17 protein-coding genes are annotated in these 14,278 nt (G+C 34.4%); 16 read left to right on the top strand and 1 reads right to left on the bottom strand.

Annotation, left to right across the window (positions count from 1 at the left end; all coding sequences use genetic code 11):
- Positions 1-99 precede the first annotated feature (99 nt).
- The 16 genes from J3U35_RS04545 to J3U35_RS04470 all read left to right on the top strand — a co-directional run bounded on the left by J3U35_RS04545 (position 100) and on the right by J3U35_RS04470 (position 13,668).
- Positions 100-960, top strand: coding sequence for a broad-spectrum class A beta-lactamase TEM-1 (locus J3U35_RS04545; RefSeq protein WP_000027057.1), 861 nt, complete (start codon positions 100-102; stop codon positions 958-960).
- Positions 961-1,205: 245 nt separating this feature from the next.
- Complete coding sequence (locus J3U35_RS04540) at positions 1,206-1,520, top strand: RAQPRD family integrative conjugative element protein (RefSeq protein WP_267347863.1); 315 nt, start codon at positions 1,206-1,208, stop codon at positions 1,518-1,520.
- Positions 1,513-1,758, top strand: coding sequence for a hypothetical protein (locus J3U35_RS04535; protein WP_267347862.1), 246 nt, complete (start codon positions 1,513-1,515; stop codon positions 1,756-1,758). The genes J3U35_RS04540 and J3U35_RS04535 overlap by 8 nt, the downstream gene beginning before the upstream one ends.
- Positions 1,759-1,781: 23 nt before the next feature.
- A complete protein-coding gene (locus tag J3U35_RS04530) occupies positions 1,782-2,144 on the top strand; it encodes a TIGR03745 family integrating conjugative element membrane protein (protein ID WP_267347861.1) in 363 nt (120 codons plus the stop codon).
- Positions 2,145-2,181: 37 nt separating this feature from the next.
- Positions 2,182-2,544, top strand: a complete 363-nt coding sequence (locus J3U35_RS04525) for a TIGR03750 family conjugal transfer protein (RefSeq protein ID WP_267359827.1) — start codon at positions 2,182-2,184, stop codon at positions 2,542-2,544.
- Positions 2,541-3,209: a PFL_4703 family integrating conjugative element protein gene (locus tag J3U35_RS04520; RefSeq protein ID WP_267347857.1), complete on the top strand. Its 669-nt coding sequence runs from the start codon at positions 2,541-2,543 to the stop codon at positions 3,207-3,209. Before J3U35_RS04525 ends, J3U35_RS04520 begins: the two co-directional genes overlap by 4 nt.
- On the top strand, positions 3,202-4,026 hold the full coding sequence (locus J3U35_RS04515; protein WP_267347855.1) for a TIGR03749 family integrating conjugative element protein: 825 nt from the start codon (positions 3,202-3,204) through the stop codon (positions 4,024-4,026). Before J3U35_RS04520 ends, J3U35_RS04515 begins: the two co-directional genes overlap by 8 nt.
- A 1-nt stretch (position 4,027) precedes the next feature.
- Positions 4,028-5,452, top strand: a complete 1,425-nt coding sequence (locus tag J3U35_RS04510; protein ID WP_267347853.1) for a TIGR03752 family integrating conjugative element protein — start codon at positions 4,028-4,030, stop codon at positions 5,450-5,452.
- Positions 5,452-5,889: a TIGR03751 family conjugal transfer lipoprotein gene (locus J3U35_RS04505; RefSeq protein WP_267347851.1), complete on the top strand. Its 438-nt coding sequence runs from the start codon at positions 5,452-5,454 to the stop codon at positions 5,887-5,889. The genes J3U35_RS04510 and J3U35_RS04505 overlap by 1 nt, the downstream gene beginning before the upstream one ends.
- A complete protein-coding gene (locus J3U35_RS04500; protein WP_267347850.1) occupies positions 5,889-8,660 on the top strand; it encodes a conjugative transfer ATPase in 2,772 nt (923 codons plus the stop codon). Before J3U35_RS04505 ends, J3U35_RS04500 begins: the two co-directional genes overlap by 1 nt.
- Positions 8,660-9,052, top strand: coding sequence for a hypothetical protein (locus J3U35_RS04495; RefSeq protein ID WP_267347848.1), 393 nt, complete (start codon positions 8,660-8,662; stop codon positions 9,050-9,052). Before J3U35_RS04500 ends, J3U35_RS04495 begins: the two co-directional genes overlap by 1 nt.
- Complete coding sequence (locus tag J3U35_RS04490) at positions 9,049-9,453, top strand: TIGR03757 family integrating conjugative element protein (RefSeq protein ID WP_267347847.1); 405 nt, start codon at positions 9,049-9,051, stop codon at positions 9,451-9,453. Before J3U35_RS04495 ends, J3U35_RS04490 begins: the two co-directional genes overlap by 4 nt.
- The gene (locus tag J3U35_RS04485) at positions 9,453-10,385 is read left to right on the top strand and encodes a TIGR03756 family integrating conjugative element protein (protein WP_267347845.1); all 933 of its coding nucleotides are present in this window, start codon (positions 9,453-9,455) and stop codon (positions 10,383-10,385) included. The genes J3U35_RS04490 and J3U35_RS04485 overlap by 1 nt, the downstream gene beginning before the upstream one ends.
- Position 10,386: 1 nt before the next feature.
- Positions 10,387-11,706, top strand: a complete 1,320-nt coding sequence (locus J3U35_RS04480) for an integrating conjugative element protein (RefSeq protein WP_267347843.1) — start codon at positions 10,387-10,389, stop codon at positions 11,704-11,706.
- A gap of 10 nt (positions 11,707-11,716) precedes the next feature.
- A complete protein-coding gene (locus J3U35_RS04475; protein ID WP_267359823.1) occupies positions 11,717-12,052 on the top strand; it encodes a hypothetical protein in 336 nt (111 codons plus the stop codon).
- 5 nt (positions 12,053-12,057) lie between these two features.
- Entirely contained in the window at positions 12,058-13,668 is a 1,611-nt protein-coding gene (locus tag J3U35_RS04470; protein ID WP_267347841.1) for a conjugal transfer protein TraG N-terminal domain-containing protein, read from the top strand.
- A 55-nt stretch (positions 13,669-13,723) separates the two neighbouring features.
- Here the strand turns inward: J3U35_RS04470 and J3U35_RS04465 are convergent, their stop codons facing one another.
- Positions 13,724-13,975 carry a hypothetical protein gene (locus tag J3U35_RS04465; RefSeq protein ID WP_267347839.1) on the bottom strand — a complete coding sequence of 84 codons (252 nt, stop codon included), beginning with the start codon at positions 13,973-13,975 and terminating at the stop codon, positions 13,724-13,726.
- Positions 13,976-14,278: the final 303 nt, after the last annotated feature.

Below are 14,278 nucleotides of genomic sequence, written 5' to 3'. Positions count from 1 at the left end.
ACCCCTATTTGTTTATTTTTCTAAATACATTCAAATATGTATCCGCTCATGAGACAATAACCCTGATAAATGCTTCAATAATATTGAAAAAGGAAGAGTATGAGTATTCAACATTTCCGTGTCGCCCTTATTCCCTTTTTTGCGGCATTTTGCCTTCCTGTTTTTGCTCACCCAGAAACGCTGGTGAAAGTAAAAGATGCTGAAGATCAGTTGGGTGCACGAGTGGGTTACATCGAACTGGATCTCAACAGCGGTAAGATCCTTGAGAGTTTTCGCCCCGAAGAACGTTTTCCAATGATGAGCACTTTTAAAGTTCTGCTATGTGGTGCGGTATTATCCCGTGTTGACGCCGGGCAAGAGCAACTCGGTCGCCGCATACACTATTCTCAGAATGACTTGGTTGAGTACTCACCAGTCACAGAAAAGCATCTTACGGATGGCATGACAGTAAGAGAATTATGCAGTGCTGCCATAACCATGAGTGATAACACTGCGGCCAACTTACTTCTGACAACGATCGGAGGACCGAAGGAGCTAACCGCTTTTTTGCACAACATGGGGGATCATGTAACTCGCCTTGATCGTTGGGAACCGGAGCTGAATGAAGCCATACCAAACGACGAGCGTGACACCACGATGCCTGCAGCAATGGCAACAACGTTGCGCAAACTATTAACTGGCGAACTACTTACTCTAGCTTCCCGGCAACAATTAATAGACTGGATGGAGGCGGATAAAGTTGCAGGACCACTTCTGCGCTCGGCCCTTCCGGCTGGCTGGTTTATTGCTGATAAATCTGGAGCCGGTGAGCGTGGGTCTCGCGGTATCATTGCAGCACTGGGGCCAGATGGTAAGCCCTCCCGTATCGTAGTTATCTACACGACGGGGAGTCAGGCAACTATGGATGAACGAAATAGACAGATCGCTGAGATAGGTGCCTCACTGATTAAGCATTGGTAACTGTCAGACCAAGTTTACTCATATATACTTTAGATTGATTTAAAACTTCATTTTTAATTTAAAAGGATCTAGGTGAAGATCCTTTTTGATAATCTCATGACCAAAATCCCTTAACGTGAGTTTTCGTTCCACTGAGCGTCAGACCCCTAAGCTAATTTTTTTTAAAAAATCAAAAAAGATTTAATTGATGTTTTTTTCATATTAATCATTATAGTAGAAATCCGGTTCAAAACTGGAGAAAAAACATGCGAAAGCATCCTAACATAATTCTTTCAATAGTTGGTTTATCTTTATTGTTAAGCTCTGATTTGGCTGTAGCAAACGAAAAAGAAGAACTCGCATTAGTGTTAAAACAACTCAAACAAGTTAAACAATCTTTACTTAAAAGTGAAATTGTTTCAGGAACCGAGCAATCAGAACGTTATCATTTTAACTATAAAGCAATACAAAATGATATTGATCATGTCATGCAAGGTATTGAAAGCTACATATCCCCGACAAGATCTCAACCTCGTTCGCTTAACTTTCCAGTGATTGAAGGCGAATATCAAAATGAATGATATGAGCGAAAAAACACTTAAGGCTTTTGAAGATGGTGCAACATTCACAATGGATCAATCCTTCAATTTTTTTGGTGCAATATGTATCGGTATAGCTCTATTTATAGTAGCTATCATTATTTTTTGTCTCTTAAAAGGTTTAGGGAATGAAGGTCTAAAGATTGATGAGTTGCCATCAGTTATTATTCGAGCTGTTGTTTTTGTTTTAATACTGGGATCTTTTATTTATTTTCAATAAAAATTTTTAAGGAGAAAAAATTCATGTTTAAAAAAGCAAAAGAATTATTTCAGATAAAAAGTAAGATCTTTCTATTTGGGTTAGCTTTATGGGGACAACATGTAATGGCAAAAATGCCATCTATAGATGACCCATCACAGGGTAAAAAAGGCGGGCTATTACCCAATATGCAAGCATATATGTATGACGGTTTCGCCGTTGGAGGGTTGATTATCGTTGGCGGTGCTTTTATTGTCGCAGCAAAAAATATCCTAATTGAATATAACAATATCGGCGAGGGTAAAGGCTCGTGGGCAAAATTTGGTACTTTAGTTGTTATAGGTGTTGTATTAGTTGTTGCTTGTATTTGGTTTGCAACATTGGCAGCTGAAACATTGCTAAATTAATAGATAAATAAATAAGATGAAAGATAACGACATTAAAATGCTTCCAGACCGTCTTAATCGGATGCCAGTAGTTTACAAAGGTATGACAGTCCGTGAATTATTATTGATGATTGGAGTTGGTACAATTATTGGTAGTTTGTTAGGAATTATCTTATTTATCTTATTTGGTCGCTGGGTGTTAATTCCCTCAGCGATTGTTTTCATGCCATTGCCAACCCTTTTTTTTGGTGGAAATAAAATCGCTAAATTAAAGCGAGGTAAACCAGAAACTTGGTTTTCACGGTCTATTGATTTGTTTTTCGCAAAGAAAGGATTCAATGGAAATAATCTAATTTTTAATGATGAACAATTTATCGTTAGACGAAAAAAACGAAAATATAATAAGGTAAAACAAAAATGAAATATTTACATGCACTTACTGGGAGAGATAAACACATCCAATCACTGAGATTTGTGATTATTGTATTGCTTGTAATTATTTTAGCTATGGCCTGGGGATGGCGTTCAGCGCCTAAAGATTTGACTATTCATATTCCACCAGATACTCGGTCGGGTAGTACTCGGCTTTGGTCAGATATAGATCCTAGTAACATATACGGATTTGCATTTTATATTTTTCAGCAACTTAATAACTGGCCAAGCAATGGAGAAATTGATTATAAACGTAATATAAATAAGCTCACTCCGTACTTAACACCACAATGCAAGGTGGTACTATTGAATGAATATGAAGAAAGACGACAGGGCGGTGAACTAAGAGAGCGCGTTAGAAATGTAGCTGAAATTGACGGACGTGGAATTAATTCAGAGATCAAAAATTATCAAACGAATCAGTTTGAGCCAAGAGTACAAATTTTATCGGATAAAGCGTGGATTGTAACATTCGATTTATATATTGATGAATATTACAAAGGGGAAGCCGTTAAACGAGCAATGGTTCGTTATCCACTTAGTGTTGTTAAAAGTGATACAAATCCTGAAGAAAACCCTTGGGGTTTAAAGCTTAATTGTTATGCAAGCCAACCTTTAAGACTTACGTCGTCTGTAGGAGAACACAATGAATAATCAGATGATTTTAAAACTTCCTCAATTGATCATGACATTATTGATTTTTGTATTGTCAATTAATAATGCTATAGCTGTTGAATTAATTACATGGGACAGAACACCTATCAAAATTACTATTAATCAGAATGATGAAAGAATGGTAATTTTAGAAAGAAATATATCAGTCGGATTACCCATATCGTTACAAGCTAAGCTCCGAGTACAAAGCCTAGGCGGGGTTTTATATTTAAAAAGCAATGCGCCATTTACTGAAACTCGATTAATGCTAAAAGATCTCGAGTCTGGTGAAATAATTTTAATTGATCTTACAGGAAATGGACCATCCAAAAAGAAATTAGAAACAATTAAAATCACGACTGAAGATGAAGCTAATTTAAAAAAAATAGAAGAAAATTATACAACTGTACATGATGAACAAGCATTACCTACTCCAGTTTTGCTTACTCGATATGCAGCACAAAATTATTATGCCCCCTTGCGAGCAATTGAAAAAGTACCTGGTATTAAACAAATTTCTATGTCTTTGCCTCCAATATTAACCAGGCTTGTGCCACAACTTCCTATTACTGCTGAGCCTAAATCAGTGTGGAGGCTAAAAAATTATGAAGTTGTAGCCATCAAATTAGTTAATTATAGCAAAGGTTATGTCAATTTAGATGCAAGGCTGTTGCAGGGTAATTTTTATTCAGCAACATTTCAACACAATATATTGGGTCCTCAAGGGGAACCTGCTGATACCACTATGCTTTATATTGTTACTAAAGGTAAAGTAATCAATGCATTTTTACCTGAATTAAATGGTAGAGGGGAATAATATGGCAACAATCAAAGGTAATAAATTGTTACCAATTATCGTTGGTAGTTTAATCCTAGTGGGGATTTTTATTGTAGTCATTTCGAATAAAAATAAAAAACAAGCATCATCAGTAACTGATGAAATCGTTGAAATAGCAGATTTGAATGAAGAAGATTTATCTGTACTAGGCATTACTGGGGATACTGAAAAAGATACAGTTCAGACTTTAGTGACGCTAGTTAAGACGTTAAAAAAGGATCAAGCTGATATAGTAAAAGAAATTAAAAATTTAAAATCTGAAAATGAAAATTTGAAAAAAACAAGAGTACCACAGTATAAGATAGAACCTCCATCAAATGATTCCAAATCTAATGAGCCTTCAGAGCTAGAAAAAAAAGTTTCAATTCTGACAGATAAGCTTAATAAATTAACAACAACCTCAACCATATCTAGTTCTAATGAAACGGTTGATTCAAAATCAGTTTCAATCCCAATAGGAAGAGGACAAGCAAGTCAGTCAAGTAGTAATGTTGATATATCTAATAGTGATGAAATTCAATGGGTTAATCCTGCTGACCAAATTGTTAGTAGTAAAGGTAGAAGTGCGCCGGAATTTCAGTTCCCGTCCAGTTTTAATGGGAAGGACCCAATTCGTTCAAAATTGAAAGATCATAAAGATAATATCAATCAGCCTATTGGCGAGCGAAAAGAAGAAAAAGATCTTCAACCATTTTATACAGTACCTGTAAATTCAACTCTAATCGGCTCTGTTTCAATGACAGCGTTACTTGGACGAGTTCCTATTGATGGTGTTGTATCAGATCCGTATCCGTTTAAAGCCGTGATAGGGCGAGATAATTTAATTTCAAATGGAATTGAATTACCACATGTTGAAGGAGCAATTGTTTCTGGGACTGCATCCGGTGATTACGTTCTATCTTGCGTAAGAGGTAACGTTAAATCAATTACATTTGTTTTTGATGATGGGCGAATTATCACTATTCCTGACTCAAAAAATAATGGCAATAAAGATGAAAGTATTGGGTGGTTATCTGATGAATATGGTATTCCATGTGTTTCAGGTGAAGTCAAATCTAATGCCAGCCAATATTTATCAACTGTAATAGGGTTAGGTACAGCAGCAGCAGCGGCAGATGCAATGGCACAACAAAATACTACTGTTGTAACAGATGGATCAAATGTTACCAATGCCGTTACTGGTAATAATGGTCAATACGTTTTAGGAAAAGGACTGAGTGGAGGAATTAATCAGACGATTGATTGGTTAAATAAACGCTATGGGCAAACTTTTGATGCAGTTTATGTTCCACCAGGTAAAGAAATTGCCATTCACATTAATAAGGAGCTACAAATTGATTATTTATTTGATGGCAGACTTGTTGATTATGAGATGAATACTAAAAAAATTGGAGTGCTTGATTAATGAAACAGAAACAAAAAAAAATGACTATTCTTTTATTAACTTTTGTCACAGCTCTATTTTTATCTGGTTGTAGTACTTCAAAAGAAAAAATGTTTCCACATAGCAGTGAGACAATGAGTGATATTTACAATAAAAAAACAGGAGGAGGTGCTTCTCAATTGTTTGATAATCGACTTCAACTTAGACGAGAAGTTGATAATTTAACCCAAAATGTTGAAATGATGACTCATACACGAACAGCAGAACAAGAAATTAATAATCTCTTTCAACGTTTACCGAACCCCGATTTAGTTATGTATGTCTATCCTCATTTGACTAATGGGAAATTACCCGTACCAGGATATTCAACTGCATTCTCATTCTATGGCGATGTGCAATATGCTATGCCTGGTGAAAGAGTGGATAATTACTATGGTGAAAGAGTGGAGAATTACTAATGAAATTATTTAGTAAGAAAAAAGGTTTACAAAAAGAAATTCAAGTAAGTGATAAACCTAAAAGGCAAGGCAATTTGACTCATAGGCATAAAAAAAACTTCATTTATGCCAGTAATGGGAAGAAATCAATTATTGATTATTTACCTTGGGTTGAATTTGATGAGGTTCACAATTCAATTTTACTTGAAGATGGTCGCTCTGTTGGTGCGGTATTTGAAATTATTCCGTATGGCACTGAAGCAAAATCAATATCTAAACTTCGTGATATAAGTGATATTGTAACAAATAGTATCGAGGATACTTTTGATGAAAGAGATACTAATCCATGGATCATACAATATTTTTGTCAAGATGAGGATAATTTGCAAGATTATATCTCTTTATTAAGACAATATCCTAAACCACATGCTAAAGAAACTGAATTTACAAAAAAATGGCTAAGCATAATGGAAGCGCATCTTGATAATATTACTAAAAAAGATGGGCTTTTTTTTGATAATACAGTTACTAAAACACTTTGGCGAGGACAAATTAGAAAAACTCGGCTGGTTATATATCGATATCTCGGTACCAAAGAACGTGAAGATTTAAATCCACAAGAATCACTTGATATTGTTTGTAATAATTTGACACTTGCGTTGAAAGGAGCAGGAATTGTAGTCAATAGATTGGGAAAAAATGAGGTTTCTCGTTGGTTAGCTCAAATATTTAATCCCTCACCGTTACAAGGTGGAAAAAACTTTATTAAGCAGTTGATGGATGAGCAAAAACAGATTGATGAGTTACCTATAATTACTGATTTTGCAGAAAACCTTTTTTATAGTGAGCCAGAGATTAAAGAAGGTTACTGGCATTTTGATAATACACCACATGCGGTTGTTGTTGTCGATAGATTAAAGCTTCCCCCCAAGATTGGCCATATTACAGGTGAGACAAGTAAAGCCGATGGAATAAATGCGCTTTTTGATGTATTGCCAGAATCAACAATGATGTGTTTAACAATTGTAACTCATCCTCAAGATAAACTAGAAGATCATATCAATTTTATTCGTGGTAAAGCGATTGGTGAGAATGCTGAATCTTTGTCTGTTAAAGAAGATTGTGCTGAAGCTATGGAGTATATTCGTCAACGTAAAAAAATGTATTACAGCTCTGTTGCATTTTATGTTAAGGATTCAAGTATAAGTGGATTAAAACGTAGAATACAAGCACTGAGTTCAGTACTCAACAACAATGGTCTTGTCACAGTAGCTGAAGCTAATGAAGTTGCTCCTGCTTCCTCGTTTTTACGATGGTTGCCGATGAATTATAACCCTCAAAATGACCCACAACGATTATACGTTAAATTTAATTGGTGCAAACATTTGGCTAATTTATTACCTGTTTTGGGAAGGAGCACTGGAACAGGTCATCCAGGCGTAACTTTTTTTAATCGAGGAGGTGAGCCGTTAAGCTACGATCCTATGGTTGATAAAGCTCAAAATGGTCACAAACTTATTTTAGGTCCAACCGGTGCAGGTAAATCAGCAACACTAAATATCGAAATAGCTCAGCTTGTTGCTATGTATCGTCCACGAATGATTATTGTCGAGACGGGTAATTCTTTCGGCCTTCTTGTTGATTTTATGGAGCAACAAGGAGTAAGCGTTTATCGAGTTTGTTTAAAACCAGGAAGCGGTGTAGTGCTTAATCCATTAGCTGATTCTCATTTAATTTTACAAAATAAAGATATTCAGTTTGAAATCGATGAAAACAATTTGAGTGATGATATTGTTAGTGAAGCACTTGAACAAAATGATGATGAAGATGCACAACGAGATGTGCTTGGTGAAATAGAAATATCTATACGTTTAATGATCACAGGTGGAGAAGAAAAAGAGGATGAGTTGCTTCGTCGTTCAGATAGGGCAATGATTAGACAGGCTATCGTTATGGCCGCTCAAGTTGCATATGCAGAAAAACGGCAAGCTATTCCAAGTGATGTTCAAGATGCATTATTTTCTTTAAGTAAAGATGTAAATTTACCAGAAGCTCGGCGTGCAAAAGCATATGAAATGGCTGAATCATTAAGTATGTTCACTCAAGGATTTGAAGGTGAAATATTTAACCAACAGGGAACATCTTGGCCTGATGTTGATGTGATTCATGTCGATTTAGCGACTTTTGCCCGTGAAGGTTATGAGGCTCAATTATCAATTGCATATATTTCTCTAATTAATCACATAAATAATATGGGGGAACAATATCAACATCAATCAAGAGCTATCGTTAATATTACCGATGAGTCACATATTATTACCGTAAAACCACTTACAGCAGCCTATTTAACAAAAGCGTCAAAAATGTGGCGTAAATTAGGAGTATGGTTGTGGTTAGCAACTCAAAATATGGAAGATTTTCCTGATGCTGCATCAAAGTTGTTATCGATGATAGAGTGGTGGGAAATGTTAGTAACAGAATCATCTGAAGCAGAGAAGATACGTCGTTTTAAAGCATTAACAGATGAACAAATTTCAATGATCACTTCTGCTTGTAAATCTGCTCGTCAGTACACCGAGGGCGTTGTGTTATCAAAAAATGTAGAATGCCTTTTCCGAATCGTTCCCCCAAGCCTTTTTTTAGCACTAGCTATGACCGAAAAGGATGAAAAAGCGGAGAGAATGAAACTAATGAAAGAATTTAATATCAGCGAACTAGATGCTGCTATTAAAGTATCTGAAAAATTAGATGAAGCTCGAGGTATTAGTTCACGAATATCTAAGGATTCATAATGAATGATAATACTTTTTTATTTAATGCAACTTCATTAAAAAAATCAAATATTAATCTTGTTCATAGTAAAGATTTTGAAGAATTCAGTTTTGAATTATTAGGAAAAATTGGGGACATAATTTCGACTAAATTACGTTTGTGCCGTATACCTGTAGATGATCATACCAAATTTGAAATACTGTATAAACAATATGCTTTAATCGCTTTTGAAGGAAAAAAATCAGCGTGTTTAATTGAAGTATCATGCAATCCTAATTTAAATAAAATCCATTGGCCACAATTAGCTGATATTGAAACAGGGAAACGTCTATGTATTGATGTTGTTGACTGGATTGATGCATTTTTGCTTATTAAACATTTAATGACTTTAACTGTGGGGGCTGATGCATGAAACGTATATTAGGACTGATTGTATTTGCAAGTTTTCAATGTATTGGGGCAGATATTCATAGTATTGATGTTTTCGTTAATCATGAGCAAATAAGTCAAATTAAAAATTGTCATGATAATTGTCAAATTTATGATTTAGATGGTACAGAAATTCTTTTGAATTCTTTTTTTGGTGAGTTATCTAGTGATATTAATGATGCTTATTCGGATGTTGAGAAAAAATTGAATTCTTCAGAGTGGAAAACGTATGAATCTAAAATAATTGAAGCCCAAAAAACGGTTATAAAAGCATTTAATCTTGGTATAAAAAAATACCCTGCAATTGTTATTAATGAAAAAAATGTGATTTACGGAATAACAGATGTGGCACGTGCAATTCATGATTTTAATGAGGGGAAATAATGATAAAAAAAATAAAATTTAGTTTACTTGGACTCATAATTACTATGCCGAGTTTTGCCACTTATATTAGTACTCAACAAATAGTTCAATCAGCTCTCTCAACTAGTTGTACTGAATATAAAATTGCAGGGACATGTTTTTGGCTTTTTTGCTCATACGGATGCAAAATCAGAACATCTGTAAAAGTGAAGCATTATATTCCTGATGTTGTTATGTCTACATATGAACAACCATTTAAAAATCCTTGGACTGAAATTAATACAATCACATCATCAGCAAGTTCATTAGTAGGGTCAAATATTCAAGGAGGAGGGGATACAAATAATCGTCAAGCAAATAATCGAACAAAAATTCGTTTTAAAGATGTTCAAGCTATTGGGCATCCAGGCGGTGCTGCTTTTTCTCAAATGCTGTCAGGTATGGGCTACTACTGTGATAATGGGGTAACGCCATTTTATCCTTATTTCGTGAGTGAACTTGATTTTATTGCATGGCGATTAGCACTTGTTGAATCAGTATATCCAGAGGCATTGTCTCCAGGCGTACGAGAGATTGGTAATTCCTCTAATATGTGGGGAAATATTTATCCAAGAGCAGGGGCGGTTACGCAAAATGATGATTTTAAAGCAGGGGCTGTGGTGGTTCAACGTGGTGCTGATGTACTGACTAATAGTAATTCATTACATATTGTTCAAAATTATACTAAGCGCAAAAAAGATGGTTTTTGGCCACCGGCTCCTGTTAAAGAAAATACAAAAAATCATAAATGGCAACAACTGGCACCAACATTGAATATGTCATGTGGCATTTTTCCAAATATTGATGATACAGCTAGTATTGATGGGGCCTATGTTTATGCTTTGTGGAGACCGTATGCATGTTGTAAGAAACGAGGGCAAAAATTTTTATACAGTATTGATTCTGGGGGATGATATGGCAAAAAAAACAACAATAACTATAACAACATTATTACTAACAATTAGCGCATATAGTTACGCTAATTCAACTGGGGGGATATCTGATAGCCTTTATTATCGTATCGGAGGTGGTTCAGTAAAGGGATCTACATATACATTTGATAAACCCAAATCGATTATAAATATGGGCAAATGGAACTCAAGTTTGATGTGCGGTAATTTTGATATTAGCTCAACAATTTCAAATCAACTTAACGGTGTGACAGATGGTTTTAACAATATTATGAGTGAGGTTATTAACAATGCTAAAGGCGCAGTGGCCAGTTTGCCCGCTTTGATTATTCAACGCTCTAATCCTCAGCTTTATGATTTGTTGACAAACGGGGTGTTACAAGCAAAGTTAGATTATTCCGATATTAAGACTAGCTGTAAGCAACTAGCTGAAAAGATGACTGATTATTCAGATTCTGCAAGTTTGGTTCAATCTGCTAAGGCCGAAAATATGGCCGAGATGTTGAATGGAAAGAAAGTTGATGCTATTAGAGTTGATAAACAAATTGATAATGAGGCCGGAAAAAATGGTATCTCTTGGATAGGAGGATCAAAAAGAGGCGGAAAGGGACAACACCCCATTAACATAACTAGTGATGTCGCATTAGCTGGATATAACTCATTGATTAATAGAACAGTTACAGATACAACACCTGTTAGTAATGCGCAAGATAAGGGAGGAGTATATAGAACATGGAATAAACCAAGTGACGCACAAGTTTGGTTAACTGATGTAATCGGTGAACGAACCATGATAACTGATAGTGAAAATAAAAATGATAATGATATAGGAAAACCAGGTACAGGTTTGAACCCTAAAACTCAAGAATACTATGAACTCTATTATAAAAAATTAGTTGATCTAGTAAATGGCACAAAACCAATTAATAAAGCAGAATTGGAATCATTGGAAGGGAGTTCAGTGAATGTAACTCGGAGCGTAATTGAAACTTTACGAGAGGATAATGAAAGAGTCGTGCTAGTGAGCCGTTTAGCTAGCGAGATGGCGTTGTCTAGAACTATTGAAGAGGCAATGATGGCAAGACGTATTATTTTAGCTGGACGTAAAGAGCCAAACATCGCAAAAAATGAGCAAGCCCAATCTAAAATTATAGATCAAATCGATGAGCTGGATATGGAGCTGAATCAAATTAAATTAGAGTACGATATGCGTAAATCTATTGCTGGAAATACTTTATTAGTCATACAAGAGCGAAAATTGCAAAGGCAACAAGGCATTATTTTTCCAATCGACAGTCATGAATCTTTTGATGCAAATAAATAATGGGCTAAATATGAATAAGAAAAAAGCTATTAAATTTGTCATTTCTCTTTTTATTTTACTTGGGTTGCTTTGTTGCATAGTATCTATTTTTTCATTTGAAACAGAACATAAAGTTGCTTCCATTAATGGATTTTTGAATAACAATTATTGTTTTTTTCTGGTAATTCGTTTAGTCATTTATTGTTTTATTTATTTTCTTTTATTTAAATTTAAACAGATGATAAAAACCAAAATTAAAAATGAAAAACAGAAGGATTACAACAAGCTATTCTTCAAAACCAGCATTATATGCGTTGTTTTAATTTGTTTTAATGAAACAATGCTCTTTATGCGTTTTATGGGGTAATTAAAATGTCTGCAATGAGTTTTTTTGACTATGTGACATTGTCACTAGCTTGGTTGATTAATAACGGAATATGGAACATTATATCAACATCTGGTATTTTTATTTTGCCATTTATTTTTAAAATGCTTAGCATTCTTATGAAAATTAGAGAAGATGGTGAATTAAAAGGTAAGCATGCAAACGTTATTGTTACTCGATTAGAAACTTACGTTTATATAAGTATGGTTGTAATTTTCTTTGCATGTTATCCCTCAATCCCTCTTGATATTCGAGTATTACATTATGAACATAGCGGATATTCAGCAGTTATAGATGAAGGAAAAATTACACAACAAAAAATGAATTGTTCTTATGCCGAAATATCACCAGAAAATTCATCATTTAAACATAATAATATTCTACTTAGTGGAAAGCAAGTCTATGTACCCATTTGGTGGTACTTTGTACATTCTTTATCTTCTGGTGTTACACAATCTGTAGTTACGACATTACCGTGTAATACGGATTTACGAGAGGTTCGTTCAACAATTTCAGAATTAGCTGTGACAGATCCGATTTTGAAAAAAGAAGCGAATGAGTTTTATTCATTTTGTTTTAACCCGTCTTTTAATAAATTGAGTGCTGAATTACCTAAATTACCAGATGATTTAATCAATGATGTAACATGGCTTGGGTCATCATATTATTTAAATACACCAGGATATTATGATTCTTTTAGAGCTCAGAAACCTCAAAAAGATTGGCCATATGACGAGCAGAGAGATGTCGGTTTAACACCAGGTGATGATTATACTGGTTATCCTTCGTGTAAAGCATGGTGGAGCGATAGTAAAGTTGGATTAAAAAAGAAAATTATTGATAATATTAATCTACAAATCAAGATTGAATCTAATGAAAAATCAAGAACGGGTAATATAAATCCTAACATTAATAAATTTTCATTTTGGGAGTGGATAACAACAAATCAACAAGAAAGAGATGAAATTGTTTTACGTTCGGTTTTATCAGCCAAAAAAATGTTGGCCACCTCCGATTATATGTTCCTTGATTACGGAAATAAAGATCCTTCAGTATCTCAACAAATTGGTAGTGCAATTGCATCTACTGGTGTATTTTTTAAGTCTATGACCACATTCATAGAGGTTGATGCATTAAGACAAGCAGCTCCGATGCTACAGTCAGTATTATTAATGTCTGTAATTATTTTATTACCCATTATCATATTGATTGGAGGGTTTGAGCCTAAAACTGTAATTACGCTAACATTTATTATATTTTCATTGATATTTTTAACATTCGTTTGGGAACTTGCTCGTTTTCTAGACTCTAGACTTATTAATATTATGTATGAAAATAATGCTGTTCAATTTATGACTGATAGGTGGACAAGTGATAAATCTTTAATTGATATTATTACGTCAATAATCTTTATTGGATTCCCTATAATTTTGCTAGGAAGTTTGTCGTGGGCTGGAGTGAAAACGGGCGTAGCAATAAATAGTTTTATGGATAGAAATTCAAGTAAAATGCTAGAGGCAGGTAAGGAGGGAATAAATAAAGCTAAACAAGGTGGTCAAATAGCAACTAAAGTAATAACGAAAGGTAAAAGTAAATAATTAATAGCGTCAAAATAACTGGCATTAAATACTAAATGTCAGTTATTTAAAATAATTACCACTTTATCTCACCATCTTTTGTGTAAGCATGACCATCATCATCGAAATATGCTATTTCATCTTTGTTCTTTTCTTCTTTAGTACTGGTTTCACACCACATATCAAAAAGCTTTACTACAAAAAATAGTAATGCTCCGACAAATGTAAATAACAAAGTTATACATTTGATGAATATCTCAAATCCATCACTATTAAACAGCATTTTATGGCTTGTGTCTGATTGTATTGACTTATCTTTATTTTTCATTGTTATGTCTTTGATTAAAATTTATGCTTTATATATAAAATATATTTTGCTCTGTGTCAATGCAAAATGCTTAAATGGCAAAACAAAGGGTAAAAGGGTAATGGATATTAATGGTAATGGGCCATAATGGGAATGGCCCTACCTTGAAAAGGCTAAAAGAAAAAGGGCATAACATAACTATCTGTTGATTCTGAATTTAATATTGAATTTAGCGAATAATTTGCATTATAATAGAAACTGTTTTCAGCTACTTTTGTAGCAAACAACGAGAAGATGATCGTTAATTCTCAGACGTTGCCAGTG

This window comes from Gilliamella sp. B2717, from assembly GCF_026536675.1.
GTDB lineage: Bacteria > Pseudomonadota > Gammaproteobacteria > Enterobacterales > Orbaceae > Gilliamella > Gilliamella apicola_I.
This window is presented reverse-complemented; position numbering and strand designations above follow the sequence as displayed.